The following is a 26,179-nucleotide window of genomic DNA, read 5'->3' as shown; positions in this document are numbered from 1 at the left end:
GGTCGAAAACCTACTCGGTGTGCAGGACCGTCGCGATCGTCGCCCGTGCGGCCGAGCGTGCCGGAACCAGCGCACCGAGCACGGCGATCACCACGCCCGCCAGCAGCAGGAAGGCCAGTTGCGGCGCGTGCCAGACGTCCTTCATCGCCTCCGGGAAGGACACCACCCCGACGTGGTCCACGACCAGCCGGTGCGCCACCATGCCCAGCGGGATCCCGAGCAGCCCGCCGACCGCGCCCGGTCCGGCGACCGAGGTCACCGTCATCACCACCACCTGCCGGGGCGTCATCCCGATCGACTTGAGCATGCCGAGGTCCCGGCGGCGCTCGCGGGTGTTCAGCAGCACGGTGTTGAAGACCCCGAGGGAGGCGACGAGGGTCAGCAGCACCGTGAACACCGTGGAGAAGGTCACCACGGTCGTCGTGCCCGCGTTGGAGGTGTCCGGGACCCGGGCGCGCAGGCCCGGGTCGATCGCCTCGACGGCCTCCGCCTGGGCCCGCGCGTCGGTCCCCGGGGTCAGCCGCACCGTGTACTCGGTGGCGCGGAGGTCCGGTGCGAGCTCCAGGAGGGTCGGCCAGGAGGCCTCCAGGGCCTGCGCGTTGCCCTCGATCAGCTCTCCCACGACGACCACCGGGGCCTGGCGGCCGTGCAGTTCCAGCACGGTCCGATCACCGACCGCCAGCCCCAGCTGCGTCAGGAACGCCGGACCGGCGACGACTTCTCCCTCCGCCTCAGGAGCCCGGCCCCGCACGATCCGGTGGGCGTCCCGGGACGCGTCCCCGCGGTAGAAGTCGGCGAAGACCGTCTGTGCCTGCCCCGCCAGGTGCGCCTGGGACAGCGCGCGGGCCCGTACCCCGGCCGTGCCGGGCAGTGCCCGCAGCCGGTCCTCGATCTGCGGGTCGGTGAGCGTCGGCGGGGTACGGCCGTTGCCCGGACCGCCCGCCGACACCTGGATGCGCGTGCCCCCGTCCCGGCCGGCGTCCTCGTAGGCCAGCATCGTGCCGGTCAGACCGGTCGCCAGGGTCACCGTGGTGACGCCGAGCACGATCGCGGAGAGGGTCAGCAGGGTGCGCGCGGGCCGGGCGAACGGCTGCCCCAGTCCGAGGCTGACGGACCGCGGCAGCCGGCTTCCGCCGAGCAGCCGCTGCACGCGCCGCCCGCGGCCGGGACGCGGAGCGCCGGCCGCGCTGATCGCCCGTGCGGCGGGCAGCCGGTGCGCCCGCAGGGCGGGGGCCAGGGCGGTCAGCAGGACGAGGGCGGGCATGCCCGCCAGGCAGACGACGGACACCCACGTGCCGTACGCGCCGACCGAGGCCCGGCCGGTCTCGATGCCGGAGAACGCGACCTTCAGGATCGGCCCCGCCAGGGCGTTGCCGGCGAGGGTGCCCAGGACGCAGCCCACGGCGGCCGGCAGGCAGACCATCGTCAGGTAGACGCCGACGACCTGGTTCGGGGTGAAGCCCACGGCCTTGAGCACGCCGATGTGCCGGTAGCCGGAGACGACGGCCCCGCTGACGACGTTCCCGACGATCAGACAGGACACCAGGAGGCCGAGCACCCCGAAGAAGGTGATGAAGGGGAGGTAGGAGTCGGCCAGCGCCGAGAAGGCCGCCTTCAGGGTGAAGTAGTCCTGCGCGCCGGTCAGCGATCCGCCCGGGAGGTCCGCGGTGACCTCGGCGAGGGCGGCGTCGAGCCTGCTCGCGCTCGACGCGTCGGTGAACCGGTAGAGCATCTGCGCGGAAGCGGGGTGCATCGCGGCCATCTGTCCGGGCGTGACCCAGGCGCTCGCCGACTTGCTCATGCCGGCGGCGAAACCGACGACGGTCAGCTTCGGCCCTCCGGGCGAATCGAGCGTGGTGCCGAGCAGTTCCGGGCCGGGGGAGCCCTGGGAGGGCCAGTTGACGACGATCTCGCCGGGCGCGGTGGCCCAGTGCCCTTCGAGGAGTTCGATCCGGTCCACCGGGCCCCCCGGATCGGCCCGGCCCACGACGGAGAGCGTGCCGCCGGCCGTCCAGAGCCAGCCGTCGGGAACGTTGACGACGGCCTGCCCGAAGGGGCCCGCCGCGGCCTCCACCCCGGGTCGGCCCGCGGTCCGCGCGAGCTGCTCCGGCGAGACCCTGCCGGTGTCGAAGGACGCCACCACGTGCGCGCCGCGCTGGCGGGCGTGCGCCTTCTCGAAGGGGCCCGACGCCGCGTCGAGCAGGGCGAGGGCGAGCAGCACGGTGGTGGTGGAGCACAGGACGACCAGCCCGATGACGAAGGTCTGCACCCGGCGGCGCCGGACGGCCGCGCGGGCCGCCCGCCACACGGCGTTCACCAGGTCACCGCCGGCGCGCTCTCGCGGGCGACGCGGCCGTCGGCGACCTCGACCAGGCGGCTCGCGCAGCGGGTGGCCAGGTGGGGGTCGTGGGTGACGATCAGCAGGGTCTGGCCGATCTGGTTGAGGTCGATCAGCAGGTCCATCACCTGTTCGCCGGAGCGGCTGTCGAGGGCGCCGGTCGGCTCGTCGGCGAGCAGCAGCGCGGGCCGGTTCATCAGGGCCCGGGCCACGGCGACCCGCTGGCGCTCGCCGCCGCTGAGGGTGGCGGGGTAATGGTCGCGCCGGTCGGCGATCCCGAGCTCGTCGAGGAGTTCCAGGGCCCGGCGGCGGGCCTGACGGGCGGAGACGCCGGTCAACTGGGCGGCCAGGGCCACGTTGTCGAGGGCGGGCAGGTCGTCGATGAGGTTGAAGAACTGGAAGATCATGCCCACGCCGCGGCGGCGGAACAGCGCCAGACCGGTCTCCGACAGGGACCCCAGGTCCTGGCCGTGCACCTCGACCGTGCCGGCCGTCGGCCGGTCCAGGCCGGCCACCATGTTGAGCAGGGTCGACTTGCCGCAGCCCGAGGGCCCCATCACGGCGACCGCCTCCCCCTTGCGGATCTCCAGGGAGAGGCCGTCGAGGGCCTTCGTGTCGCCGTACTCCTTGTGCACGCCGTCCAGCCGGACGACGACCCCGGGGCCACTGTCATGATCTTTTGTCATGCCCCGAACCTAGAAGGCCGGCCCCGCGCCGGGCGTCACCCACCCGATGTAACCCGTGGGGCGGGTCATCCCACGGATGTACGCGGGCGCCCGCCGCCCTCGCCGACGGGTCGGCGGATCGGCGCGACGGGGCCCGTACCGGCGGAAACCGGCATCGGGTCAGGGGAGGGCGTGGTTAGAGTACTGGGCGGTCCGTGGGGGACGGGCCGGATGTGCGGGCGGACGGGGGCGGTTGCGGTGGGCTGGCTGACGGGGGGCGCGCTGGCGTCGGCGGGCGCGGCGGCCGTGGTGGCGCTCTGCCTGGGGGTCGCGCTGGCGCGGACCCGGCGTGAGCACCGGGCGGCCCGGGGGGAGCACGGCTGGCTGCTGGAGCGGGAGCGCGAGAGCGCCGCCCGCGCGGCGGTCGACGCGGAACGGGCCAGGATCGCCGCCGAACTCCACGACATCGTCAGCCACAACGTGAGCCTGATGATCGTGCAGGCCGGGGCGGCCCGAGAGGTGCTCGCGACCATGCCGCGGGAGGCCGCGGCCGCGATGAGCGCGGTGGAGAACGCCGGCCGGAACACCATGACCGAGCTGCGCCACCTCCTGGGCCTGCTCGCCCCCGCCCAGAACGGTGAGGACGAGCCCTACGGGGGCGCCGCCGAGCTGACCCCGCAACCGAGCCTGAGCCGGCTGAGCCCGCTCGTCGACAAGATCGCTTTCGCCGGGCTGCCGGTGGACGTACGGATCTCCGGCGAGCCGCGGCCCCTCCCGGCGGGGATCGACGTGACCGCGTACCGGATCATCCAGGAAGCGCTGACCAACGCGCTCAAACACGGGGACGGGGTGAAGGCCGAAGTGACGGTGCGATATACGGACAGCGCCTTGCGGGTGGAGGTGCTCAGCGGCGGCCCGAGCGTGCTGAGCGCCGACGCGGGCGCGGACGGCGGCGGGGCCCGCGCGGCGGGGCGCGGCGGGGGGCGGCCGAAGGCCGAGGGGACCGGTCGGGGGCTCCTGGGCCTTCGGGAGCGCGTCGCCGTCTACGGGGGCGACCTCGACGCCCGCCGCCGCCTCGGCGGCGGGTTCCGGGTCCGCGCGCGCCTTCCCCTGGACCGGCCGTGACGGCGGCCGCACCCGGACCCCGGGTGCTGATCGCCGACGACCAGGAGCTCGTGCGCACCGGCTTCCAACTGATCCTGACGGCCCGGGGGATCGAGGTGGCCGGTGTGGCCGCGGACGGGGTCGAGGCGGTGTCGATGGCACGGAGCCTGCGCCCCGACGTGGTCCTGCTCGACATCCGGATGCCGCGCATGGACGGCCTGGAAGCCGCCCGCCGGATCATGGCCGAACTTCCCGGCGCTCGCGTCATCATGCTGACCACCTTCGACCTCGACCAGTACGTCTACGCCGCCCTCGCGGCCGGGGCCAGCGGGTTCCTGCTCAAGGACGTCACCCCCGAACACCTGGCGGCCGCCGTACGGCTGGTGGGGACCGGCGACGCCCTGCTCGCGCCGTCCATCACCCGCCGCCTGGTCGAGCGGTGCGCCCCGGCCCCCGGCCCGTCCGCGAACGCCTCGGCCGGGGTCCCGGCGCCGCACCGGGACCTGGCCGCGCTGACCCCGCGCGAGCGGGAGGTACTGACCCTGATGGGCCACGGGCGCTCCAACGCCGAACTGGCCGGGGAACTGACGCTCAGCGAGGCCACCGTGAAGACCCACGTGGCACGGATCTTCGCCAAACTCGGCCTGCGGGACCGGGCCCAGGCCGTGGTCCTGGCCTACGAGACGGGGCTGGTCACCCCGGGATCGGCCGGCGGGACCCCGGGGTAGCGGCTCCGCCCGGGGTTCCGGCTCAGGGCATCGACTCCCGCATCACCGCGAGCGGGAGGGCCGGGTGGGCCGCCGCGGCCTCCACCACCTGCCCGTCCGGGTCGTCCAGCAGGCGGGCCAACTCCCCTGCGGGCAGCGCAGGGTGGGCGGCGACGTGCCGGCGGGACCTGACGTCGGCCAGGCAGCCCAGCAGCGCGGGACCCGTGGCGTTCGGGTGCCGGGCGACGGCCCGCAGTACCCCCAGCACCGGCGGATCGTGGCGGACCAGCTCCTCCAGCAGGGCGCCCGGCGCGTCCGGATTGGCGGCGACCTGCGCCAGGACGTGCACGCCGTGCCGCGCCGCCATCGCGCGCAGCCGGTGCTCGCCCAGGCCCGGGTGGGAGGCGACGGCCTTGACCACCTTCGCGTCCGGATCGGCGGCGAGGGCGTCGCGGACCGCGGGCGGCAGATCGCGCCGCCGCGCCACGAGCGCCCGTACGCCCGCCTCGGGCGAGGCCGCCAGCTCGTCGACCTCGGCCGCCGTGGCGGCGGCGATCCGGGGCAGCGTCTCCCGGCCGGCCCGCGCCCGGGCGGCCAACCCGGCCAGTACGTCAAGGGGCAGGCGGGGGTGGCGGATCAGGCGGGCCAAGACCTCCGGGTCCCGCCCGGCGGCGAGTTCGCGGATCACCGCCTCACCGGTCCCGGGATTGCCGGCCAGGGCCCACAGGACACCGGGCACCGGGTCGCGGGCGAGCCCGGCGTACACCGCGTCCGGCAGACCGGCCCGAGCGGCCACGGGCTCCCGCAGCAGCATCGAGGGGTCACCGGCGAACCGGGCCACGTCGCCGGCCGGGGTCGAGGGGTTCTCCAGGGCGGCCCGCCGCGTCGCCCGGACCGTGGACCGGTGGGAGCCGTCGCAGTCGGCGCCCCCGCGCACGTACGGGGCGTACCAGCGCAGCTCCGGGTCCTTCTCGCAGACGGTGCACTCGGCGGCCGGGGGCAGCCCCTCACCGGTGAGCAGGGCGGACAGCACCGCCGGGGGCACGGCCTCGTTGAAGGCGGTGAACAGGCGCACCTCGGCGTGCGGATGCGCGGCCAGCAGGGCCGCCGTGGCCGGGTCCGGGGTCCCGTACGCCGCCAGGGAGGTCACCACGTCGAGCTGGTGGTCGGCGGCCAGTCGGGCGGCCACCTCCGGGGGCAGGCCGGGGCAGGAGGCCAGCTTGTCCCGGCGGCCGGGGTCCGGGTCCGTGACGAGGAGACCGGGCCAGTGCGGCAGGCCCAGGCCCTCATCGAGCAGGGCGAGGGCGGCGTCCGGCCGGGCCCGCGGATCGATGTCGTCGGCGCGCAGCAGCCCCCGGCGGACCGGGCCGACGGCCCGGACCTCCTCGTGGGCGACCAGGGTCAGGGCCTGCTCACGGCTCAGGTCGGTGCGGTCGATGAGTACGGAGGCCACCCAGTAGCCCTCTTCGGCGTCCTTCCCGACGGCGTGGGCGACCAGCCGGGCGACGAACGGGGGCGGCAGCGCCGGATTGGCGGCGAGCCCCTGTACGAGGTGGCTCACGGCCCCACCTCCACGCCGGAGCCGGTGCCGGTGCCGGGGCGCGTACCGGTGCCCGCCCCCGTGGTCGTGCCCGCGTCGCCCGCGCCCGCGCCCGCGTCGGCCGCCGCCGCTTCGCGCAGGGCGTCCCGCAGCGCGGCGGCGAGCGGGTCGAGCGGGGTGCGGCGCGGGGTCGCCACGCCGATGTGGCGGGCCGGGCGCGGTGACGCGAGGGCCACCGGGGCCGATCCGGCGGCCGGGGCCAGCGCGATGCGGGGGATCAGGGAGACCCCGACGCCCGCCCCGACCAGGGTCTGGGCGAAGAAGTAGTCGGTGGTCGACGCGGCGATGCGGGGCTCGAACCCGGCGCGGTCCGCGTACCGGCGCAGGAAGGCCTCCGTCTTCAGACAGCCGAGCACCCACCGGTCGCCGGCCAGTTCCGCGGGCTCCAGCACCTCCCGCTCCGCCAGCCTGTGGCCGGGCGGCAGGACCGCGTACAGCGGGTCCTCCATCAGGGGCAGCCAGGCCGGACCGGCCGGCCCGGCGCCGCCGGCCGGCAGGGGACCGTCGAAGTGGTAGGCCAGCGAGAGGTCCGCCGCCCCGGACCGCACCATCGCCAGCGAGACCTCCGGTTCGGCCTCCACCACGGTCAGTTCGACCTCGGGACGCACGGCCACGAAGGCGGCGAGCGCCCGCGGCAGCAGGTGCCGGCCGCCGCTGGTGAAGGTGGCCACCGTGAGGCGGGCCCGGTCGGCCGTCAGCCGGTCGATCCGCGACCGGACGAGGTCCAGCTCGGCGGTGACCGTCTCGGCCGTCTCCACCAGCAGCCGTCCGGCCTCGGTGAGCGCGACTCCGCGCGTGCTGCGGTGCGCCACCGGGTGGCCGATGCCGCGCTCCAGGGCGGCGATGTGCTGGGAGACGGCCGAAGGGGTCAGCCGCAGTGCGGTCGCCGCGCGGTTGAAGCTCCCGTGCTCGGCCACGGCGCGCAGGATGCGCAGCCGGTGCACGTCGATCAAGGTTTTCCCTCATGCTGGTTCGGCAGCGGACCGGTCCCCGGGGACACTACAGCGGCGGAGTCGACAGCGTGATCGATATTCCGGGCACCCGGTCACACCGCCCCGCGCCGGGGTCCGTGCGCTCACCGTCCGCGACACGGGGGCCGACGCGCCGCCCCCGCCTCAGCGTTCGCCACCCCCCGGATGCCGCTCCAGCGGTGTGGCTACCGCCGAGTTGCTCACACTGAAGGTGACGCTGCCGGCCCGGTAGCGGTCGTCGGACCATTCGATCGGGCGACCCGTGCGGGTGGCCGAAGTGTGTCGCTGGCGCAGGAGCGGACCTCCCCGCCGGATCTCCAGCAGCCGGGCGTCCTCGCTGCCCGCCGGGAGGGCGTCGATGAGGTGTTCCCCGTAGTGGGCCACGATCCCGGAGTCCGCGGCGAGGCTGTCCATCACCGAGCGGCAGTCCTCCGGCAGCGCCTCCACGGCCGCCGCGACCCAGTCGGCGTAGGCGGTCCGCTCCACCATCGTCGGCTCGCCGTCGAGCGTCCGCAGCCGCAGTACGGCCAGGATCTCCGTACCCGCGGGCAGGGCGAGCCGCTCCGCCTCCTCGGCGGTGGCGGGCCGCCGGGTGCGGGACAGGAAGCGGCTGCGCACCTCGTGGCCGACCCCCTCGGCCCATTGCGCGAAACTGTTCAACTCGCCGAAACTGTGCCGTCGTTCGTGACGCAGGACGATCCTGCGCGCGCCCTGGCTGGAGCCGATGAGCCCCTCGGCGGCGAGGGTGGCGACGGCCTGGCGGACGGTTCCGCGCGAGACCGACCAGCGGGTGGCGAGGTCGCTCTCCGAGGGCAGCCGGCCCCCCACCGGGTGGGCGCCGGACAGGATCGCCCGGCGCAACTCGTCGGCGATCTCCAGATACCGGGCCGTTCCCATGCCGTTCCCCCTCGTTGCGGTGCTCTGCGACCTCAAGGTCTTGATCATCATCGATGAGCATCCGGGCGGATCTGTCACGACTCCTTTCGGTCATTCTCGTCTCTTCGTCGAGCCGTGCTCCGCGGTCCAGCCGCCGTTCACCGTCCGTACAGCGAGCACGGGCGAACTGGAGCCAACTTGTTCAGACAAGTGATCTGACAAGTGCAGCCCCCTTCGTCTCCGGGAGAGACCGTGCTCAGTTCCACCGCCCGTCGTGGCGCGGCCGTACTGCTCAGCGCCGCCGTCCTGACCACGCTCAGCGCGTGCGGCGCAGCGCCCGACCCGCAGCAGCCCGGCGGCGCCGCCTCCGGCGACGCCAAGGGCAAGACCCAGCCGGGCGCCGCGACCTCGGCGGCCGACCTCGGCGGCATGGATGCCCTGGTGGCCGCCGCCGAGAAGGAGGGCCAGCTCAACGTGATCGCCCTGCCGCCGGACTGGGCGAACTACGGCGAAATGATCAAGGCCTTCCAGGCGAAGTACCCCAAGATCAAGGTCGGCAGCGAGAACCCGGACGCCACCAGCGCCGACGAGATCGCCGCGGTCAAGTCCCGCAAGGGCCAGAAGCGCGCCCCCGACGTCCTCGACCTCGGCATCGCCTTCGCCCGCAGCGGCGCCGCCGAGAACCTCTTCGCGTCCTACAAGGTCACCGCCTGGGACAAGATCGCCGGCTCCCAGAAGGACGCCGACGCCCGCTGGTACAACGACTACGGCGGCTACGTCTCCATCGGCTGCGACGCCGCGAAGATCCCCAACTGCCCGCAGACCTTCGCCGACCTCCTCAAGCCCGAGTACAAGGGCAAGGTCGCCCTCAACGGCAACCCGACCAAGTCCGGCTCCGCCTTCGGCGGCGTCTACGCGGCCGCCCTCGCCAACAAGGGCTCCTTCGCCGACATCCAGCCCGGCATCGACTTCTTCGGACAGCTGCGCAAGAGCGGCAACTTCATCCCCGTCGAGTCCACCCCGGCCACCGTCGAGAAGGGCGAGACCCCCATCTCGATCGACTGGGACTACCTGAACGCCGGCTACGCCGAGCAGTTCAAGGGCAAGGGCGTCGACTGGAAGGTCTCCGTCCCCTCCGACGGCGTCTACGCCCAGTACTACTCCCAGGCCATCAACAAGGACGCCCCCAACCCGGCGGCCGCCCGCCTGTGGATGGAGTTCCTCTACAGCGCCGAGGGCCAGAACATCTGGCTCAAGGGCCACGCCCGCCCCGTGCTGCTCCCCGTGATGGCCGCCGACGGCACCGCCGACAAGGACGCCGTCACCAAGCTCCCGCAGGTCCAGGGCACCCCGAACTTCCCGGCCTCCACCGAGCTCGACAAGGCCAAGGCCACCCTCGCCGAGAAGTGGGACAAGGCCCTCAGCTGATGTCCGCACCCACCCCCACCTCCCCCACGACGGGGACCGCCGGCGGCACCACCCTCCGCCGCCGGCGGCGCGGCCCGCGCACCTGGCTCGCCGCCCTCCCCCTCATCGCCTTCACCGGGCTCTGCTTCGGCCTGCCGCTCGGCGCCATCGCCTTCGGCGCCGTCACCCGCACCGACCCGGTCACCGGCGCCACCGGCCTCACCGGCGAGCACCTCGCCCGCTCCCTCCAGGGCCCCTACCTCGACTCCCTCATCGGCAGCGTCGAGCTCTCCGCCCTGACCGCACTGCTCGGCGGAGTCCTCGGCGTCCTGATCGCCCAGGCCCTGGTCACCTCCCGCTCCACCGCCCTGCGCTCCGCGGCCCTGACCGCCTCGGGCGTCCTCGCCAACTTCGGCGGGGTGCCGCTCGCCTTCGCGTTCATCGCCACCGCCGGGATCTCCGGAGTCGTCACCCAGCTCGCGGACCTCACCGACCTCGGCTGGGACCTGTACTCCTTCACCGGCCTCGCCGTGGTCTACCTGTACTTCCTCACCCCCCTGATGGTCCTGGTGATCGTGCCCGCCCTGGACGGGCTCCGTCCCCAGTGGCGCGAGGCCGCCCAGAACAACGGGGCCACCGGACGGCAGTTCTGGCGCCACGTCGGCCTGCCCGTGCTGGCGCCCTCCCTGCTCGGCGGGTTCGTCCTGCTCTTCGGCACCGCCTTCGCCGCGCACGCCACGGCCGCGGCCCTCGTCGGCGGCTCCGTACCGCTGGTCACGCTGAAGATCGCCGACGCCCTCTCCGGCAACGTGCTCACCGGCCAGGAGAACGTGGCGCTCGCCCTCGGCCTCGACATGATCCTGATCGCCGGCCTGGTCATGGCGGTCTACCTGCCCCTCCAGCGACGGAGCGCCCGATGGCTGCGATGACCCCGACCGCCCCCCGGGCGGACCGTGCCGAAGCGGCCGGCGGCGCCGCCCCCGCGCGGGCCCGCCGCCCGCGGCCCCGCGTCTGGCGCGGAGCCGTCCTCGCACTCGCGGGCGCCTACTTCCTGCTCCCGCTCGCCGCCTCCTTCGTGTTCACCGTGCACGTGCCCGGCCAGGGCCTCACCTTCGAGGCCTACACCGAACTGCTGGGCGCCGAGGGCTTCACGCGGAGCCTGCTCCTCTCGCTCGGCCTGGCCGCCGCCACCATCGCGCTGTCCCTGCTGCTGGCGGTGCCCGCGCTGGTCGCCGTACGGATCGGCTCGCCGAGACTGCGCCCCGTGGTGGAGGTGATGTGCATGCTGCCCCTGGTCGTACCGCCCATCGCCCTGGTCACCGGCATCACCACGGTGCTGCGCTGGGGGCCCGAGCACCTCTCGCGGACCCCGCTGTACCAGACTTTCCTCGCCGTCCAGAACCCGGACTTCCCCGTCGTCCTGGTCCTCGCGTACACGGTGCTGGCCCTGCCCTTCGTCTACCGCTCGCTCGACGCGGGCCTGCGCGCCGTCGACGTCCCCACCCTGGTCGAGGCCGCCCGCAGCTGCGGCGCGAGCTGGCCGCACGTGGTCCTGCGCGTCCTGCTGCCCAACCTGCGGGCCTCGCTCGCGGGAGCCGCCTTCCTCACCCTGGCCCTGGTCCTCGGCGAGTTCACGATCGCCTCGCTCCTCGGCTTCCAGCCCTTCGCCGTGTGGATCGTCTCCATCTCCGGCGCCCAGGCCCGGATGTCGGTGGCCGTCTCCATCCTCAGCCTCCTCATCACCTGGCTGCTGCTGCTCGTCCTCTCGCGGGCCGGCACGAACCCCTCCTCGGTCTCCGCCGCCCCCGCCACCTCCCGCAAGGAGTCCTGACCCCCATGTCCACGACCCTCACCGCGCCGCGGAAGCCGGCCGGCCCCGCCGCCCCGGCGGGTGCCCGCGTCGAATTCCGCGGCCTGCGCCGGGCGTTCGGCTCCACCGTCGCACTCGACGGCCTCGACCTCACCGTCGAACCCGGCGAACTCCTCGCCCTGCTCGGCCCCTCGGGCTGCGGCAAGACCACCGCGCTGCGCGTCCTCGCGGGCTTCGAGACGCCCGACGCCGGCGAAGTCCTCGTCGACGGCGAGGACATCACCCGGGTCCCGGCCAACCGCCGCGACGCCGGCATGGTCTTCCAGTCGTACAGCCTCTTCCCCAACCTCAGCGCCCGCGACAACGTGGCCTTCGGCCTGCGCGTGCGCAAGGTGCCCGCCGCGCAGCGCCGCGAGCGCGCCGCCGAACTCCTCGACCTGGTGGGCCTGCCCGACCACGGCGACCGCTACCCGCACCAGATGTCCGGCGGCCAGCAGCAGCGCGTCGCCCTCGCCCGCGCCCTCGCCCTGCGCCCCCGCGTGCTCCTCCTGGACGAGCCGCTCTCCGCCCTGGACGCCAAGGTACGGGCCAACCTGCGCGAGGAGATCCGCCGCCTGCAGCTCGACCTCGGCATCACCACCGTGTTCGTCACCCACGACCAGGAGGAGGCCCTGTCCATGGCCGACCGGGTCGCCGTGCTCAACGCGGGCCGCCTGGAGCAGTGCGCCGCCCCCGCCGAGCTGTACGAACGCCCCGCGACCCCCTTCGTCGCCGAGTTCGTCGGCACCATGAACCGGCTCCCCGGACGCCTCACCGACACCGGCCTCGTGGAGGTCGCCGGCATCCGGCTGCCCGTCGACGGCCCCGTCCCGGCCACCGCGGACGTGGAGGTGCTGGTCCGCCCCGAGAACCTCACCGTGACCGCCGACCCCGAGGGCGGCGCCACCGTCGCGTCCGCCTCCTTCTTCGGCGCCGTCACCCGCCTGCACCTCGACCTCGCCGACGGCACCCGGGTCAAGGCCGACCTGCCGTCGCGCGACGCCGGGGACCTGGCCCCGGGCGCGCGGGCCGTCGTGGGACCGGCCGAACGGCCCGTGCTCGTCGTGGCGAGGACCGCGTGAACGCACCCGCCGCCGTGCTCTTCGACATGGACGGCACCCTCGTCGACACCGAGGTGCTGTGGTGGCAGACCACGGAGCGGACCGCCGAGCGGCTCGGACACCGCCTCGGGCCCGCCGACGCCCCCGAGGTCGTCGGCCGGGCCGTCCCCGACACCGCCGCCCACCTCGTACGGGTGGCGGGGCGCGGGGAGCCGGCGGAGGTCGCCGCCGAACTCACCGAGGGCTTCTTCCGCCGGGTCGCCGCCGGGGCGCCCCTGCGCCCCGGCGCCCAGCGGCTGCTGACCGCCCTGGAGGCGGAGGGGATCCCCTTCGCGCTGGTGAGCGCGTCGCCGCGGGTGGTCGTGGACGAGGTGGTCGGGGGCGCGCTCGCCCACGTCCCGTTCGCCTTCACGCTCTCCGCCGACGACACCGTACGGACCAAGCCGCACCCCGAGCCCTACCGCGCCGCCGCCGCCCGCCTGGGCCTCGCGCCCGCGAGCTGCGTGGCCGTGGAGGACTCCCCGGACGGCGCGGCCTCCGCCGAGGCCGCCGGCTGCGCGCTGCTGGTGGTGCCCTCGCTGCTGGACGTACCGCCCTCGGCGCTGCGCACCTTCGCGGCCTCCCTGGAGGAGGTCACCCCGGAGCTCCTGCGCGGCCTGACCGGAGCCGGGCCCGCGGCTCAGGCCGACAGGACGAGCAGCTCCAGGATGCCCTCGGCGTAGGCCCCGGAGACCGACCCCTGCCCGGTCTCCAGCACGCCGACCAGCAGCGGCAGGCCGGTCCGCACGTGGGCCGCGACCTGTCCGTACAGGCCCGCCCCGTACGCCTCCCCGTCGTCCTCGGCGCTCAGCAGGGACAGCAGGGTCCACAGCAGCGCCTCGCGGGTCGTCAGCCGGGGCGGGCCGGCCGACCACACGGCCATCAGCACCGCGCAGGCGGCCGGCGCCGGGGGCCACAGCCTGGTCCCGGTGAAGACGTGTCCCTGCAACGCGTGGTACGCCGCCGGATGTCCCTCGGCCGCGTCCCACAGGGCGTCCTCCAGGTGTTCCGCCGAGCGGCCGCAGCCGCAGGTCACGGACGCCCAGTCCTGCCGTGCGAGCTCGGCCCGCACACCGTCCGGCACCAGCGGGCTGCTGCGCGGCTTGTCCTTCCCTCTCATGAGGCTCCTTTCACGAGGCCCCAGTATGGGAGGGAGCGGGGACCGGGTCGAGCGGGGCCGCCGCGGCCACGGTCCGCATGGCAGTCTGGGGCCCGTGAACGAGGCACCGCAGGCAGCAGACACACCCCGGGAACCCCGCAGGGCCCCCGCCCGGACCCCCCTCTACCTGAAGGTCGCCGAGGACCTGCGCGGGGCCATCACCGCCGGCGCGTACGGATCGGGGGCCCGGCTCCCCGCCGAGGACGAACTCGCCCGCCGCTACGCCGTCTCCCGGGGCACCGTACGCCAGGCCCTCGCCGCGCTGCGCACCGACGGCCTGATCACCTCCCGCCGCGGCACCCGCCGCGTGGTGCTCGGCGGGCCGGGGGAGGAGAACGCCGCCACCGAGCTGCGCAGCTTCACCCGCTGGGCGCGCTCGCTGGGGCAGGAGCCGGGCGGGCGGACCGTCGCCGTGGACCCGGGCACGGCGGACGGGGAGGAGGCGGAGCAGCTGCGGATCGCCGTGGGCGACCCGGTGTACCGGGTGCTGCGGCTGCGCACCCTGGCGGGCGAACCGGTGATGGTGGAGCGGACGACCTACCCGCGGGCGGTCGGCGCCCTGGTGGCGGGGATGCCCCTGGACACCGTCTCCTACTCGGAGCAACTCGCCCGGCACGGGGTCCTCTTCACCGACGCCCACCACACCATCGACATCGCCCCCGCCGACGACGACGACGCGCGGCTGCTGGGCTGCCGGGCCGGTGAGGCGCTGCTGCGGGAGCGGCGGCGGTCCACCGACCCGGCAGGCACCCCGGTCGAGTGGTCGCAGGACCGGTACCTGCCGGGGACGGTGGCCTTCACGGCGCACTCGACGGCGACCAGTGCCCTGGGGCGCCGGCTGCGGCCGTGAGCCGGGGCTCAGCCGCGGGTGCGGAGCAGCCCCGCCAGCAGCGGCCTGAAGTGCGCGAAGTCCGGGGTCACCCCCAGCGGGTCCTTGGCCCGTTCGTCCCACCGGCGCACGGCGACCGCGTCGGCGGCCCCGGGCAGCGCCTCGAAGGCGCGGGCCTGGAGCGCCGTCATCGGCCCGCCCTGCACGCGCAGGGTGTGCACCGAGGCCTCGGAGAGCAGGTCGAAGTATCCGGGTTCGGCCGTGCACAGGTAGCGCTTGGCGGCCACGTGCAGCCGTACCGGCTCGGTCACCTCCGGACCGAACCAGCGGGCCAGCCAGTCGGCCCCGGTGTGGCTGTGCCGGTTGTCCAGGCCCTCCTCCATCAGGTCGCGGCCGGTCACCGTCCCGTGGAAGTGGCCGATGTCGTGCAGCAGAGCGGCGGCCACCAGGTGGGCGGGGGCACCGTCCGCCTCGGCGAGGGCGCCGGCCTGGAGCATGTGCTCGGCCTGCGTGACCTCTTCGCCGAGGTACTCGGCCGCGCCCTCGCCCGCGAAGAGCGCGGCGAGCAGATCGAGCGGATCGGGAGCGGCGACGGAAGCGGCGACGGGAACGCCGGCGGCAGCGGTTTCGGGCTCGGGACCGGTACCCCGGTCCGGTGTGCGGGCTCCGGCGTTCACGCGGCGCCTCCTTCGCGGCGCAGCACGGCCAGGGCCGAGCCCAGTCCGTCGAGGTCGGCGTACGCCCCCTGGAGGTGGCGTCCGCCGCTCTCGGCGAAGGCCGTACGGGCGTGCAGCAGACGGGTGTTGTCGAAGATGAGGCAGTCCCCGGGCGCGAGGCGGAAGTCCAGGCGCAGGTCGGGGCGGAGCAGCAGTTCGCCGAAGCGCCGGTAGGCGGCGTAGAACTCCTCCAGGACCGGGGCGCTCTCGTGGAGGGTGCCGAAAGAACGGTTGTTGAACCGGATCTCGCGGATCCGCCCGAGCGGATCCACGTCGATCAGGGGCCGCTGCGCGCGCAGTTCGGTACGGGCGTCGGCGAAGACGAACTCCACCGGCACGCGGGTCAGCACGTCGAAGGCCCGCGGGGCCTCCTGCCGCAGCAGCGCGGCGGCGTGGAAGCCGTCCACCAGCCCGGAGTCCCCGCCGAGCGCCTCGTTGCGCAGGCAGTGCAGCAGTTGCACGGTCGGCACCGGGTCCCGGTACGGGTTGTCGGTGTGCGGGCCGATCGCCGCCCCGGTGAAGGCCAGGTTGTTCGGGTCGGCCTCGACCCGGACCTCGAAGAGCTCCCCGTAGTTCGTCCGGCGTACGAAACCGAAGGTCTCCGCGACGTCGAGCACCATCCGGTCCCGCAGGGGCACGTCCCGCAGCAGGACGAAGCCGAGCCGCCGAACGCTCTCCAGCGCCCGGATCCGTACCGACCGGTCGCCGATGTAGGCGTCCCACGAAGCCCCGGGCAGCCGTCCGGTCAGGTCGGCGGCGGCCCACAGCTCCTTGTCGGCCTCGGTCCGGCCGTCGCCCCGGGGCCCGCGCGGGCCGCCGGGGCAGTGGGCGTCGAGCCAGGCGGCCGGGTAGCGCGAGCGGTGCCCGTCGGGCTCCCACACCACCTCCCACACCGGCCCGCCGTCGCCCGGCAGCTCGCGTGCGGAGCCGACGGCGGGCCGGGGCGGCAGGTCGGTGATCTGGAACAGCTTCTGACCGGTGCGCGGATCGCGGCAGTCGCCGCAGGGGCAGTTGTCGCGCAGCCAGGGCGCGGGCGAATCGCTGATCGCCGTCGAGGACATCGGAGCTCCCGGGGTCGAAAGTTGTATGTACAACTCTGGGTGGGTGTTCGGCATGCTGACAGCCCCCGATGACCGGGGGATGGCGCAGAGGTGGCCGGAAGGTCCGCGAGGGGACCGGAACCGGAGTGGAAGGGACCGGAACCGGACCCCTGGCACCTACGTCTGAGACCCGTGTGGATGAAGCGAAGGATCCCGGCCCTGCTGTTCGCCCTGCTCGCCGTCCTGGCGGGCTCGCTGATCAGCCCCGCGTACGCGTGCGGCTGCGGGGCGATGGTGCCCGACGAGGCGTCCCGGATCGGCGTCGACCGGGAGGCCTCGGTGGTGCGCTGGGACGGCCGCGCCGAGGAGATCGTGATGCGGTTCACCGTCGGCGGTGACGCCCGCCGCGCCGCCTGGATCATGCCGGTCCCCGGCCGGGCGACCGTGGGCCTCGGTGACGCCGGGCTCTTCCCCGCGCTGGCCGAAATCATCCGGCCCGTGCACCGCACCCGTACGTACTTCTGGCCGCGCGACACCGACTGGCCCTTCGCCGGCGACCGGGACCGCCTCGTCGGCGCCGCACCGCCCGGCGCGGGCCCCCCGGTCGGTGTGGTCGGCCGCGAGCGGCTCGGCGACTTCGACGTCGCCCGGCTCACCGCGACCGACCCGGACGCCCTGCGCACCTGGCTGGAGGCCAACGGGTTCAAGCTGCCCGACCGGCTCGCGGCCGAACTGAAGCCGTACGTCGACCAGAAGTGGGAGTACGTGGCCGTCCGCCTCGCCCCCCGCGACCAGGGCCGGCCCCTCGGCGGTGAACTGGACCCGCTGCGGATCCGGTTCGACAGCCCCCGCCTCGTCTACCCGATGCGCCTGTCCCGGCTGGCCCGGACCCCGCAGTCCCTCGGCCTGTTCGTGCTGGCCGCCCACCGGATGGAGCCCGCGTCCGCGATCGGCGGGGCCACCCCCGAGGTGACCTTCGCCGGACGGATCACCCCGAAGGGCCCGCTGGCCGAACTCGCCGGGGACCAGCCGGTGTTCCTGACCGCGATCGACCAGAGGTTCCCGGACCCGTCCCGCATCGACGGGGACCACGAACTGCGGGCCACCGCCGAGGACACCCCCTACCAGCGGGCCGTCTACCGCTACGAGGTCCTCACCGTGGGCGGCGTCCCGGTCTGGCCGCTCGCCGTGGCGGGCGCCCTGCTGGCGGTGGCCGCGGGCGCGGCGCTCCTGATCCGCCACCGCCGGGCCGGCTCCGCCTGACACCGTCACCGCCGCCACGCCCGCCGGGCCGGCTCCGCCTGAGGCCCCCGCCGCCGGGCCCGCTCCGTCGGCCGCCCCGGGGGACTCACTCCTGCGGCAGGATCACCGTCACCCCCGACCCGGGCGCCGAGCCCATCGCGGCGAGCGCGGCCGGGGCGCCGGACAGCGGGAGGGATCGGGTCACCAGCAGGTCCGGGCGCAGCGCGCCCGAGCGGACCAGTTCCAGCATCGGCGGGTAGGCGTGGGCGGCCATCCCGTGACTGCCCAGTACCTCCAGCTCCCAGCCGATGACCCGGTCCATCGGCAGCGCCGCCGGCCCGGACTCCGCGGGGAGCAGCCCGACCTGGACGTGCCGCCCGCGCCGGCGCAGTCCGGCCACCGACGCGGCGGCCGTGGCGGGGGAGCCCAGGGCGTCCAGGGAGAGGTGCGCGCCGCCGCCGGTGAGCTCCCGTACGGCCCCGGCCGCGCCCGCGGGCCCGGCGGCCCGGGGATCGAGGGCGTGGGCCGCGCCGAAGGAGAGGGCCAGTTCCCGTGCCGCCGGGGCCGTGTCGACGGCGACGACCCGCGCGCCCGCGGCCACCGCGATCATCACCGCGGACAGCCCGACGCCGCCGCAGCCGTGGACGGCCACCCACTCGCCCGCCGCCACCCGGCCCCGCGCGACCACCGCCCGGAACGCGGTGGCGAACCGGCAGCCCAGGGCGGCGGCCGTGGCGTACGAAAGCTCCCCGGGCACCGCCACCAGGTTCACGTCGGCGTGGTCCAGGGCCACGTACTCGGCGAAGGAACCCCAGTGCGTGAACCCGGGCTGCGTCTGGCGGGCGCACACCTGGTGCTCGCCGGCCGCGCAGTCGGCGCAGGTGCCGCAGGCGCAGACGAAGGGGACGGTCACCCGGTCGCCGGGCCGCCAGGCGGACACCCCGGTGCCCACCGCCTCGACGACCCCGGCCAGTTCGTGCCCGGGGACGTGCGGCAGGGTGATGCCGGGGTCGTGGCCCATCCAGCCGTGCCAGTCGCTGCGGCACAGCCCCGTCGCCTCGACGCGCACCACGACCCCGCCCGGGGCCGGCGCCGGATCGGGCACCTTCCGGACCTCGGCCGGCTCCCCGTACCGTTCGAACACCACCGCGCGCATGGGACGTCCTTCCGTAGACCGGCCCTCACGCTACGCCCGCCGCCGCCTCGGGGTCAGAGCGCGGCCCGGCGCAGGGCCAGGGCCGCGAGGGCCTCGGGGGCGCCGGCCTGGCCCCGGATGCCGGGGAAGGCGTTGACGTCCACGATGAGCGGGGCGCCGTCCGCGGCGGCGATGACGTCCACGCCGTAGACGTCCAGCGCGAACACCTCGCCCACCCGCAGGGCCAGTTCGGCCCAGCCGTCGGGGAGGCGGTCCAGGCTCCGCGCCGGTTCCTTGCCCCCGGCGGCCAGTTCGGAACGCCTCAGGCCCGCGAAGACCCGGTCCCCGATCACCCACAGCTTGTGGTCCCAGCCGTCGTTGGGCGCGAACGCCTGCACCACGACCGGCTCCTCGCTCCAGTCGCCCACCAGCTCCGCCAGCCGCGAGGGACCGTCGAGGCGGGCGACCAGGTCGTGTTTGTGGCTGCGCCGGCTCTTGACCACCATCGGCCACGGCAGCCCCGCCGCGCCCTCCAGCTGCGCCGCCGCGGCGAAGGTGCGGGTGGGGGCGAAGGGCAGCCCGGCCCGCAGGGCGAGCCCGGCCATGCCGGTACGGTCCTGGCAGGCCTCGGTGGCGGCGGCCGAGTTCAGCACGGGCGCCCCCCGGTGCTCCAGTTCCCGGGCCAGGGCCAGCGCGGAGGGGGTGCGCGCCTTCAGCAGGTGGACGTCGGCCCGCGCGCCGGCCGCCGCCGCGGGTCCGGCGGCCGGATCCAGCACGTCCACCGTGTGCCCGCCGGCGACCAGCGCCCGGGCGGTGGCCGCCAGCAGGGGGTGCCCGGCGTCCGGAGTGATCAGGCCGATCCTCACGCGCCGTCCCCCGCGCCCGCGGCCACCTGGAGGGGGATCGTCACGGGCAGCACGAACGGCGCGGCGGGCGGACACGCGCGCCGCCCGCCCGCGCGGGCCAGCGCCAGGACGGCACGGGCCACCCGGGCCGCGGCGTCCGGTACCTGGCGGAAGCTCGGGAAGTCGTTCACGTCGACCACCACCGGCCCGTCGGGACCCAGCAGGACGTCGACCCCGTACAGGTCCAGCCCGTACACCTCGCCCACGTGGGCGGCGATCCGGGCCACCTCGGCCGGCAGCGGCACCTGTCGCTCGCGGACCGTGGCGTCCGGGTGCAGGGGGGAGCAGCGCTCGGTGGCGAAGAGTTCGCCGTCGACGCAGTACACCTTGATGTCGGTGCCCGCGTTCGGGACGTACGGCTGCGCGATGAGCATGGCCTCGCCCGCGAGTTCCGGCAGGAGCGCGGGGAGGCGGTCCGGCGAGGCCAGCAGGTGCACGCCCCGCCCGGAGCTGCCGTCGGCGGGCTTGACGACGAGCGGGTACGCGCTGTCGGGTATCTCCGCGAGGAGTTCGGGCCGGGCGACGGCGTAGGTCTGCGGCTGGGGCAGGCCCCGGGCGCTGCCGATGGCGGCGGCCAGCGCCTTGTCCCGTACGCCGCGGATCGCGCGGGCGTCGTTGACCGTGGTCATGCCGGCGGCGGCCGCCGCTTCGAGCAGGGTGAGCCCCGGTCCGCCGGACACGGTCTTCAGCACCCAGGCGTCGTGGTCGCCCGAGCGCACGACCTCGTCCATGTGCAGCAGGGAGCCTCCCGGACGGACGACGTCCACCCGGTGTCCCCATGCGGTCAGTTGCCGGATCACCTCGTTCGGCATGCCGTCACGGCGGTAGTGCTCTTCCACCAGGAAGCAGAGCCTCATGACCTTCCCCATATTCCCCGGACGCCCCTCCGCCGATCCCGTCCGGCGAGCTGTGACGTCACAGGATGCCATGGCATAGCCCCGAAACCGCTCCAGATGCAGCCTTAGTGGGCGCTACAGAGCGTGATATTCGACAAGAGCTTTCCTAAACGATCAGCAATCCTCTTATAGTTGTGCCTCGTTGCCACAGGAACCCTCTCTTCCATTTACGCCCGGTTTGAGGCTTTGACTAATGACGGCGTCGCCCTCCCCCCTTCGCCCCTCCGCGCTCGCGCTGCTCGTCACGGCGGCGGCCACGGGTGCTTTCTCGATGGCGGCGGTGGCCGCGGCCCCGTCGTCCATCCGCGTTCCCCTCGGATGGTTCGCGGCCTCCGGATCGTTGCTCCTCGCCGTGGCCGCCTGCGCGGTCACCTGGTGGGCGCGCAACGCCCGGCAGCTGCGCGCCCAGGTCTCGGCGCTCACCGCCGACGTCGCCGTCCGTGACGCGCACATCGCCCGGCTCGCCGCCGACGCGGCCCGCGAGAGCGCGGCCCACACCGCCGAACGCGGCCGGCTCGTCGCGGCGCACACCGCCGAGATGGACCACCAGACCACCGCCCGCGCCGCCGAACTGGAGCGGCTGACGGCCGCCCAGGCCGCCGAGCTCGACACCCTGACCGCCGCGCAGCAGGCCACCCGCGAACGGCTGGCCGAAGAACTGCGCCTGGCCCGGTCCGGACGGGCCGCCGCCATGGCCGCCGCCGCCAACGCGGCCGGCCGCATGCAGGCCCTCGCCACCGGAATGCTGGCCGACCTGCGCGAGATGGAGCACAAGCACGCCGACGAGGAAGTCCTCGGCGACCTGCTGCACCTCGACCACCGCACCGCCCAGGCGGGCCGCCTCGCCGACTCCATCGCCGTCCTCACCGGAGCCCGCTCGGGCCGCCGCTGGGCCCGGCCGATCGTCATGGAGTCGATCCTGCGCGGCGCGATGGGACGCATCGGCGGCTACCAGCGCGTCCGCCTGCACTCCACCTGCGAAGCGGCCGTCGCCGGACACGCCGCCGAAGGCGTCATGCACGCCCTCGCGGAACTCCTCGACAACGCGGCGAACTTCTCGCCGCCCACCGCCGAGGTCCACGTCTACGTGGAGGAGGTGCCGGCCGGGATCATCATCACCGTCGAGGACAGCGGCCTCGTCATGAGCGAGGTCCAGCTGAGCCGCGCCGAACAGGCCGTCACCGCCGAGTCCCTGGACCTGGCCGGGCTCTCCGGAACCCGCCTCGGCCTCGCCGTCGTCGGGCGCCTCGCCCGCAAGCACGGGCTCACGGTCTCCTTCCGGCCCTCCGCGCGCGGCGGCACCGGCGCGCTGATGATGCTCCCGCAGGAGCTGATCAGCCGCGCCCCGGCCGAACCCGTCCCCGCCCCGCCGCTGATCGCCGCCCCCGAGCCCGCGCCGCGCACCGTCACCGTGCCCGCCCCGCGCGCCGCCACGGCGCCCGCGCCGGAGGCCGCCCCGGAGGCCGAGCCCGTCCACGACGGCGCGGACACCACCCACGAGCCCGAAACCACCGGTACGACCCCGGTGCTCGGCGAGAGCGGACTGCCCCAGCGGCGGCGCGGCCGGACCCTGGCCGCCGCCCACCCCGAAGGACCCGACGCCGCCGGCTCGGCGGCCCGTACCCCGGCCGCCCCCGGCAGCGCCTCCCAGTCCGCCGCCCGCTTCGGCAGCTTCCGCCAGGCCGTGCGCGGCACCTCGGCGCAGCAGCCCTCGACCCCCACGCACCCGGAAGGCAACACGCAATGACCGGCTCCACCACCGACGAGACGCTCAGCTGGCTCCTGGAGGGACTCCTGGAGCGCACCCCCGGCGCCCGGCACGCCCTCGTGCTCTCCCGCGACGGCCTCAAGCTGTGCCGCACCCCCGAACTCTCCGTCGACCAGGCCGACCAGCTCGCGGCGATCTCCGCGGGCATCCAGAGCCTGTCCCACGGAGCGTCCATCGAGTTCGGTGACGGCAGCGGCGGGGTCCGTTCCGCCATGGCCGAGTTCTACGGCGGCATCCTCTTCATCGTCGAGGCGGGCGAGGGCGCGCACCTCGCCCTCGTCGCCGCCGACGACGCCGACGCGGGCCTCGTCGGCCACAACATGTCCGAACTGGTGGAGCAGCTGAGCGAGCATCTGATCGCCAGGCCCCGGGGATGAGCCGCGGCAGGCCGGGCCGGGACGACTCCCCGGACCGGCTCTACACCCTCACCGGCGGTCGCAGCAGCTCCGGTTCCGACGCGTTCGACCTGGTCACCCTGATCGTCGCCGAATGCGACCCGGTGCCCGGCATGCAGTCCGAGCACGCCGCGATCCTGCGGATGTCCCGCTTCCCGACGGCGGTCGTCGAGATCGCGGCCGAACTGGGCCTGCCGGTGTCGATCGTCCGGATCCTCCTCGCCGACCTCCACGGCACCGGCCGCATCAGCGCACGGCACCCCCGCGCCACGTCGTACCGCCTTCCCGACCTCGACATCCTGGAGCAGGTGCTCGTTGGACTCCGCAACCTCTGACCCGGGTGAGCCCCGTCAGGCCCTCAGCAGCACCGCCGACAACGGCCTCAAGATCGTCATCGTGGGCGGTTTCGGCGTCGGCAAGACCACCATGGTCCGCTCCGTCAGCGAGATCCGCCCGCTGAACACCGAGGAGACGATGACGAAGGCCGGTGAGGCCGTCGACGACACCGAAGGCATCAACGCCAAGACCGCCACCACGGTCGCCTTCGACTTCGGCCGCATCACCCTCGACGCCCACAACGTGCTCTACCTCTTCGGCGCCCCCGGCCAGGAGCGGTTCTGGTTCCTGTGGGACCGGCTGTTCTCCGGCACCCTCGGCGCGGTCGTCCTCGTCGACACCCGCCGGCTCGCGGACTCCTGGTACGCCATCGACCGCCTCGAACACCACGGCACGCCCTTCGTCGTGGCCTGCAACGACTTCGGCGGCCCCACCCACACCCCGGAACAGGTCCGCGGCGCCCTCGACCTGCCGCCCGAGGTACCGCTGCTGTTCTGCGACGCCCGCTCCCGCGAGTCCAGCAAGCACGTGCTGATCTCCCTCGTCGAACACCTCCAGCACCTCCAGCGCGCACGACACCCCCAGACGGCCCTCCAGCCCCCGATCCCGGAGCCCACCCCGTGACCACCCCCGAGCCCCAGCCCGTCTACCTCGGCGGCCCCCGCTTCCAGACCGACCCCGCCGAGCTGTACCGGGAGATGCGCCGTGACCACGGCGCCGTCGCCCCGGTGGTCCTCGACGGCGACGTCCCGGCCTGGCTGGTCCTCGGCTACCGCGAACTCCACCAGGTCACCAGCGACCCCCAGCTCTTCTCGCGCGACTCCGACCTGTGGAACCAGTGGGACCGCATCCCCGCCGACTGGCCCCTGCTCCCGATGATCGGCCGCAAGCAGCCGTCCATCCTCTACACCGTCGGCGAACGCCACCGCGAACGCGCCGCCGTGATCTCCGCCGCCCTGGAGGCCGTGGACCCCTTCGAACTCAAGGGCCACGCCGAACGCTTCGCCGACGAGCTGATCGACCAGCTCTGCGGCAGGGGCGAGTGCGACATCGTCGGCGAGTACGCCATGCTCCTGCCCCTGCGCGTCCTCGCCCGCATCTACGGCTTCTCCGACGCGCAGGGCCCCGGCCTCGTCACCGCCATGAACGACATGATCAACGGGCGGGAGGGCGCCCTGGACGGCCAGCGCCACCTCGGCGAGTCGATGTACGGGCTGCTCGCCGCCAAGGCCGCCCGGCCCGGTCACGACGTCGCCTCCCGGATGCTGGCCAACACCGCCGGCTTCACCCTCGACGAGGTCGCCCAGGACCTGATGGTGATGATGGCCGCCGGCCACCAGCCCACCGCGGACTGGATCGGCAACTCGCTGCGCCTGATGCTCACCGACGACCGGTTCGCCGCCTCCCTGGCCGGCGGCCGCCACAGCGTCGGCGAAGCCATGAACGAAGTGCTCTGGGAGGACACCCCGACCCAGAACGTCGCCGGCCGCTGGACCACCCGCGACACCAAGCTCGGCGGACAGCGCATCGGCAGCGGCGACCTGGTCCTGCTGGGCCTGGCCGCCGCCAACGGCGACCCGAACGTCCGCACCGACGCGGGCGCCCTCACCGGCGGGAACAACGCCTTCTTCTCCTTCGGTCACGGTGAACACCGCTGCCCCTTCACGGCCCAGGAGGTCGCCGAGGTCATCGCGCGGACCGGCATCGAGGTCCTCCTCGACCGGCTCCCCGACGTCGACCTGGCCGGCCCCGCCGAGGAGCTCACCCGGCGTCCCTCGCCGTGGCTGCGCGGGCTGACCGCGCTCCCCGTGACCTTCACTCCCACCCCCGCTCTTGGAGCCGCCCGATGACCTGCCCGATCGACCACACCGGCCCCGCCCCCCTCGTCCTCGACCCGTTCGTCGCCGACCTCGACGCCGAGAGCGCCGCCCTGCGCGCCGCGGGCCCGCTGGTCCCCGTCGTGCTGCCCGGAGGCGTCGGCGTGTACGCCGTCACGCACCACGCCGAGGCCAGGAGACTGCTCACCGACCCCAGAGTGGTCAAGGACATCAACGTGTGGGGGGCCTGGAAGCGCGGCGAGATCCCCCTGGACTGGCCGCTGATCGGCCTCGCCAACCCCGGCCGCTCCATGCTCACCGTCGACGGCGAGGAGCACCGCCGCCTGCGCACCCTGGTCGCCCAGGCCCTGACCGTGCGCCGGGTGGAGAAGCTGCGCGCCGGCATCGAGGCCCTGACCACGCAGATGCTCGACGAGCTGGCCACCCTCCCGGCCGGCGAGAGCGTCGACCTGAAGGCGCACTTCGCCTACCCGCTCCCGATGAACGTCATCAGCGAGCTGATGGGCGTCGACGCCGCCGAACACCCCCGGCTCAAGGCGCTCTTCGAGAAGTTCTTCTCCACCCAGACCCTGCCCGAGGAAGTCCCGCAGATGATGGCGGACCTCGGCGCGCTCTTCTCCCGCATCGTGGAGTCCAAGCGCGAGAACCCGGGCGACGACCTCACCAGCGCCCTGATCGCGGCCTCCGAGGACGGCGACCACCTCAGCACCGAGGAGATCACCAACACCCTCCAGCTGATGGTCGCCGCGGGCCACGAGACCACCATCAGCCTGATCGTCAACGCCGTGGTCGCCCTGGAGACCCACCCCGAGCAGCGCGCCCGCGTCCTCGCGGGGGAGGTGCCCTGGGAGAACGTCATCGAGGAGACCCTGCGCTGGTCCACCCCGACCTCGCACGTCCTCATCCGCTTCGCCACCGAGGACATCGAGGTCGGCGACCGGATCCTGCCCGAGGGCGAGGGCCTGATCGTGTCCTTCGGCGCGCTGGGCCGCGACGAGGCCCAGCACGGCGGGACCGCGGGGGAGTTCGACATCACCCGCACCCCCAACCGGCACATCTCCTTCGGCCACGGCCCGCACGTCTGCCCCGGCGCGGCCCTCTCCCGCCTGGAGGCCCTGGTCGCCCTCCCGGCCCTCTACGCCCGCTTCCCGGACCTGAGCCTGGCCGTCGGCCGCGCGGAGCTGCGCAACAAGCCGATCCTGACCCAGAACGACCTCCACGACCTGCCCGTGAGGCTCTCTGCGACCACGGTCTGACCCGGGATACCACCACGAGCTGACGCCGGGCGGTCGGCCGCGGCCTA

26 protein-coding genes are annotated in these 26,179 nt (G+C 74.6%); 15 read left to right on the top strand and 11 right to left on the bottom strand.

What is annotated here, in order from left to right:
- Positions 1 to 10: 10 nt before the first annotated feature.
- A complete protein-coding gene (locus tag ABZW32_RS07640; protein ID WP_356212595.1) occupies positions 11 to 2,317 on the bottom strand; it encodes an ABC transporter permease in 2,307 nt (768 codons plus the stop codon).
- Positions 2,314 to 3,024: an ABC transporter ATP-binding protein gene (locus ABZW32_RS07635; RefSeq protein ID WP_356212592.1), complete on the bottom strand. Its 711-nt coding sequence runs from the start codon at positions 3,022 to 3,024 to the stop codon at positions 2,314 to 2,316. Before ABZW32_RS07635 ends, ABZW32_RS07640 begins: the two co-directional genes overlap by 4 nt.
- A 171-nt stretch (positions 3,025 to 3,195) precedes the next feature.
- Here ABZW32_RS07635 and ABZW32_RS07630 point away from each other — a divergent pair, with 171 nt between their 5' ends.
- Positions 3,196 to 4,128, top strand: coding sequence for a histidine kinase (locus ABZW32_RS07630; protein ID WP_356212589.1), 933 nt, complete (start codon positions 3,196 to 3,198; stop codon positions 4,126 to 4,128).
- Entirely contained in the window at positions 4,125 to 4,835 is a 711-nt protein-coding gene (locus ABZW32_RS07625; RefSeq protein ID WP_356212586.1) for a response regulator transcription factor, read from the top strand. Before ABZW32_RS07630 ends, ABZW32_RS07625 begins: the two co-directional genes overlap by 4 nt.
- Before the next feature lie 22 nt (positions 4,836 to 4,857).
- On the opposite strand, the gene ABZW32_RS07620 is transcribed toward ABZW32_RS07625, so the two are convergent.
- From ABZW32_RS07620 to ABZW32_RS07610, 3 genes are all read right to left on the bottom strand, one after another.
- Complete coding sequence (locus tag ABZW32_RS07620; RefSeq protein ID WP_356212583.1) at positions 4,858 to 6,375, bottom strand: hypothetical protein; 1,518 nt, start codon at positions 6,373 to 6,375, stop codon at positions 4,858 to 4,860.
- Positions 6,372 to 7,367, bottom strand: a complete 996-nt coding sequence (locus ABZW32_RS07615; RefSeq protein ID WP_356212580.1) for a LysR family transcriptional regulator — start codon at positions 7,365 to 7,367, stop codon at positions 6,372 to 6,374. The genes ABZW32_RS07620 and ABZW32_RS07615 overlap by 4 nt, the downstream gene beginning before the upstream one ends.
- 162 nt (positions 7,368 to 7,529) lie before the next feature.
- The gene (locus ABZW32_RS07610) at positions 7,530 to 8,282 is read right to left on the bottom strand and encodes a GntR family transcriptional regulator (RefSeq protein ID WP_356212577.1); all 753 of its coding nucleotides are present in this window, start codon (positions 8,280 to 8,282) and stop codon (positions 7,530 to 7,532) included.
- Between the two features lie 231 nt (positions 8,283 to 8,513).
- Between ABZW32_RS07610 and ABZW32_RS07605 the strand changes: the two genes are divergently transcribed.
- From ABZW32_RS07605 to ABZW32_RS07585, 5 genes are read left to right on the top strand one after another with little or no spacing between them, the layout of a single operon-like run.
- Positions 8,514 to 9,689 (top strand): extracellular solute-binding protein, encoded by a 1,176-nt coding sequence (locus ABZW32_RS07605; RefSeq protein ID WP_356212574.1) that lies wholly within the window; start codon positions 8,514 to 8,516, stop codon positions 9,687 to 9,689.
- Entirely contained in the window at positions 9,689 to 10,597 is a 909-nt protein-coding gene (locus tag ABZW32_RS07600; RefSeq protein WP_356212572.1) for an ABC transporter permease subunit, read from the top strand. The genes ABZW32_RS07605 and ABZW32_RS07600 overlap by 1 nt, the downstream gene beginning before the upstream one ends.
- Complete coding sequence (locus ABZW32_RS07595) at positions 10,585 to 11,499, top strand: ABC transporter permease subunit (protein WP_356212569.1); 915 nt, start codon at positions 10,585 to 10,587, stop codon at positions 11,497 to 11,499. The genes ABZW32_RS07600 and ABZW32_RS07595 overlap by 13 nt, the downstream gene beginning before the upstream one ends.
- Positions 11,500 to 11,504: 5 nt before the next feature.
- Positions 11,505 to 12,599, top strand: coding sequence for an ABC transporter ATP-binding protein (locus ABZW32_RS07590; RefSeq protein ID WP_356212567.1), 1,095 nt, complete (start codon positions 11,505 to 11,507; stop codon positions 12,597 to 12,599).
- Positions 12,596 to 13,300, top strand: a complete 705-nt coding sequence (locus tag ABZW32_RS07585) for an HAD family phosphatase (RefSeq protein WP_356212564.1) — start codon at positions 12,596 to 12,598, stop codon at positions 13,298 to 13,300. Before ABZW32_RS07590 ends, ABZW32_RS07585 begins: the two co-directional genes overlap by 4 nt.
- Here ABZW32_RS07585 and ABZW32_RS07580 read toward each other — a convergent pair.
- Positions 13,258 to 13,737, bottom strand: a complete 480-nt coding sequence (locus tag ABZW32_RS07580) for a hypothetical protein (protein ID WP_356212561.1) — start codon at positions 13,735 to 13,737, stop codon at positions 13,258 to 13,260. The two genes, ABZW32_RS07585 and ABZW32_RS07580, sit on opposite strands and share 43 nt — an antisense overlap.
- Before the next feature lie 94 nt (positions 13,738 to 13,831).
- Between ABZW32_RS07580 and ABZW32_RS07575 the strand changes: the two genes are divergently transcribed.
- Complete coding sequence (locus tag ABZW32_RS07575; protein ID WP_356212558.1) at positions 13,832 to 14,626, top strand: GntR family transcriptional regulator; 795 nt, start codon at positions 13,832 to 13,834, stop codon at positions 14,624 to 14,626.
- Between the two features lie 8 nt (positions 14,627 to 14,634).
- Here ABZW32_RS07575 and ABZW32_RS07570 read toward each other — a convergent pair whose 3' ends face one another.
- Complete coding sequence (locus tag ABZW32_RS07570) at positions 14,635 to 15,282, bottom strand: phosphonate degradation HD-domain oxygenase (RefSeq protein ID WP_356212555.1); 648 nt, start codon at positions 15,280 to 15,282, stop codon at positions 14,635 to 14,637.
- Positions 15,279 to 16,382: a TauD/TfdA family dioxygenase gene (locus ABZW32_RS07565; RefSeq protein ID WP_356212552.1), complete on the bottom strand. Its 1,104-nt coding sequence runs from the start codon at positions 16,380 to 16,382 to the stop codon at positions 15,279 to 15,281. The genes ABZW32_RS07570 and ABZW32_RS07565 overlap by 4 nt, the downstream gene beginning before the upstream one ends.
- Before the next feature lie 177 nt (positions 16,383 to 16,559).
- On the opposite strand from ABZW32_RS07565, the gene ABZW32_RS07560 reads away from it, so the two are divergent.
- Positions 16,560 to 17,624, top strand: a complete 1,065-nt coding sequence (locus ABZW32_RS07560) for a DUF2330 domain-containing protein (RefSeq protein ID WP_356212549.1) — start codon at positions 16,560 to 16,562, stop codon at positions 17,622 to 17,624.
- A gap of 85 nt (positions 17,625 to 17,709) precedes the next feature.
- Here ABZW32_RS07560 and ABZW32_RS07555 read toward each other — a convergent pair whose 3' ends face one another.
- The 3 genes from ABZW32_RS07555 to ABZW32_RS07545 are packed head-to-tail and all read right to left on the bottom strand — an operon-like array spanning position 17,710 to position 20,500.
- Positions 17,710 to 18,759 (bottom strand): zinc-dependent alcohol dehydrogenase family protein, encoded by a 1,050-nt coding sequence (locus ABZW32_RS07555; protein ID WP_356212546.1) that lies wholly within the window; start codon positions 18,757 to 18,759, stop codon positions 17,710 to 17,712.
- A gap of 53 nt (positions 18,760 to 18,812) precedes the next feature.
- Positions 18,813 to 19,604 carry an alpha-L-glutamate ligase gene (locus ABZW32_RS07550; RefSeq protein ID WP_356212544.1) on the bottom strand — a complete coding sequence of 264 codons (792 nt, stop codon included), beginning with the start codon at positions 19,602 to 19,604 and terminating at the stop codon, positions 18,813 to 18,815.
- The gene (locus ABZW32_RS07545) at positions 19,601 to 20,500 is read right to left on the bottom strand and encodes a hypothetical protein (RefSeq protein ID WP_356212541.1); all 900 of its coding nucleotides are present in this window, start codon (positions 20,498 to 20,500) and stop codon (positions 19,601 to 19,603) included. Before ABZW32_RS07545 ends, ABZW32_RS07550 begins: the two co-directional genes overlap by 4 nt.
- Before the next feature lie 232 nt (positions 20,501 to 20,732).
- Between ABZW32_RS07545 and ABZW32_RS07540 the strand changes: the two genes are divergently transcribed.
- The 6 genes from ABZW32_RS07540 to ABZW32_RS07515 are packed head-to-tail and all read left to right on the top strand — an operon-like array spanning position 20,733 to position 26,132.
- Positions 20,733 to 22,286, top strand: coding sequence for an ATP-binding protein (locus ABZW32_RS07540; RefSeq protein WP_356212538.1), 1,554 nt, complete (start codon positions 20,733 to 20,735; stop codon positions 22,284 to 22,286).
- A complete protein-coding gene (locus ABZW32_RS07535) occupies positions 22,283 to 22,684 on the top strand; it encodes a roadblock/LC7 domain-containing protein (RefSeq protein WP_356212535.1) in 402 nt (133 codons plus the stop codon). The genes ABZW32_RS07540 and ABZW32_RS07535 overlap by 4 nt, the downstream gene beginning before the upstream one ends.
- Positions 22,681 to 23,037: a DUF742 domain-containing protein gene (locus ABZW32_RS07530; protein ID WP_356212532.1), complete on the top strand. Its 357-nt coding sequence runs from the start codon at positions 22,681 to 22,683 to the stop codon at positions 23,035 to 23,037. Before ABZW32_RS07535 ends, ABZW32_RS07530 begins: the two co-directional genes overlap by 4 nt.
- Positions 23,018 to 23,662 (top strand): ATP/GTP-binding protein, encoded by a 645-nt coding sequence (locus tag ABZW32_RS07525; RefSeq protein WP_356212529.1) that lies wholly within the window; start codon positions 23,018 to 23,020, stop codon positions 23,660 to 23,662. Before ABZW32_RS07530 ends, ABZW32_RS07525 begins: the two co-directional genes overlap by 20 nt.
- Positions 23,659 to 24,888, top strand: a complete 1,230-nt coding sequence (locus tag ABZW32_RS07520) for a cytochrome P450 (RefSeq protein WP_356212526.1) — start codon at positions 23,659 to 23,661, stop codon at positions 24,886 to 24,888. The genes ABZW32_RS07525 and ABZW32_RS07520 overlap by 4 nt, the downstream gene beginning before the upstream one ends.
- On the top strand, positions 24,885 to 26,132 hold the full coding sequence (locus ABZW32_RS07515) for a cytochrome P450 (RefSeq protein ID WP_356212523.1): 1,248 nt from the start codon (positions 24,885 to 24,887) through the stop codon (positions 26,130 to 26,132). Before ABZW32_RS07520 ends, ABZW32_RS07515 begins: the two co-directional genes overlap by 4 nt.
- The last annotated feature ends 47 nt before the right edge of the window (positions 26,133 to 26,179 follow it).

The organism is Streptomyces sp. NPDC004667 (assembly GCF_040609475.1).
Classification (GTDB): Bacteria; Actinomycetota; Actinomycetes; order Streptomycetales; family Streptomycetaceae; genus Streptomyces.
This window is presented reverse-complemented; position numbering and strand designations above follow the sequence as displayed.

What these genes read in the sequence shown, in the direction of transcription:
- ABZW32_RS07635 (WP_356212592.1), bottom strand. Translation starts at nt 3,024, where the DNA reads ATGACAAAAGATCATGACAGTGGCCCCGGGGTCGTCGTCCGGCTGGAC.
- ABZW32_RS07610 (WP_356212577.1), bottom strand. Translation starts at nt 8,282, where the DNA reads ATGGGAACGGCCCGGTATCTGGAGATCGCCGACGAGTTGCGCCGGGCG.
- ABZW32_RS07600 (WP_356212572.1), top strand. Translation starts at nt 9,689, where the DNA reads ATGTCCGCACCCACCCCCACCTCCCCCACGACGGGGACCGCCGGCGGC.
- ABZW32_RS07595 (WP_356212569.1), top strand. Translation starts at nt 10,585, where the DNA reads ATGGCTGCGATGACCCCGACCGCCCCCCGGGCGGACCGTGCCGAAGCG.
- ABZW32_RS07590 (WP_356212567.1), top strand. Translation starts at nt 11,505, where the DNA reads ATGTCCACGACCCTCACCGCGCCGCGGAAGCCGGCCGGCCCCGCCGCC.
- ABZW32_RS07580 (WP_356212561.1), bottom strand. Translation starts at nt 13,737, where the DNA reads ATGAGAGGGAAGGACAAGCCGCGCAGCAGCCCGCTGGTGCCGGACGGT.
- ABZW32_RS07565 (WP_356212552.1), bottom strand. Translation starts at nt 16,382, where the DNA reads ATGTCCTCGACGGCGATCAGCGATTCGCCCGCGCCCTGGCTGCGCGAC.
- ABZW32_RS07560 (WP_356212549.1), top strand. Translation starts at nt 16,560, where the DNA reads ATGAAGCGAAGGATCCCGGCCCTGCTGTTCGCCCTGCTCGCCGTCCTG.
- ABZW32_RS07555 (WP_356212546.1), bottom strand. Translation starts at nt 18,759, where the DNA reads ATGCGCGCGGTGGTGTTCGAACGGTACGGGGAGCCGGCCGAGGTCCGG.
- ABZW32_RS07545 (WP_356212541.1), bottom strand. Translation starts at nt 20,500, where the DNA reads ATGAGGCTCTGCTTCCTGGTGGAAGAGCACTACCGCCGTGACGGCATG.
- ABZW32_RS07540 (WP_356212538.1), top strand. Translation starts at nt 20,733, where the DNA reads ATGACGGCGTCGCCCTCCCCCCTTCGCCCCTCCGCGCTCGCGCTGCTC.
- ABZW32_RS07535 (WP_356212535.1), top strand. Translation starts at nt 22,283, where the DNA reads ATGACCGGCTCCACCACCGACGAGACGCTCAGCTGGCTCCTGGAGGGA.
- ABZW32_RS07530 (WP_356212532.1), top strand. Translation starts at nt 22,681, where the DNA reads ATGAGCCGCGGCAGGCCGGGCCGGGACGACTCCCCGGACCGGCTCTAC.
- ABZW32_RS07515 (WP_356212523.1), top strand. Translation starts at nt 24,885, where the DNA reads ATGACCTGCCCGATCGACCACACCGGCCCCGCCCCCCTCGTCCTCGAC.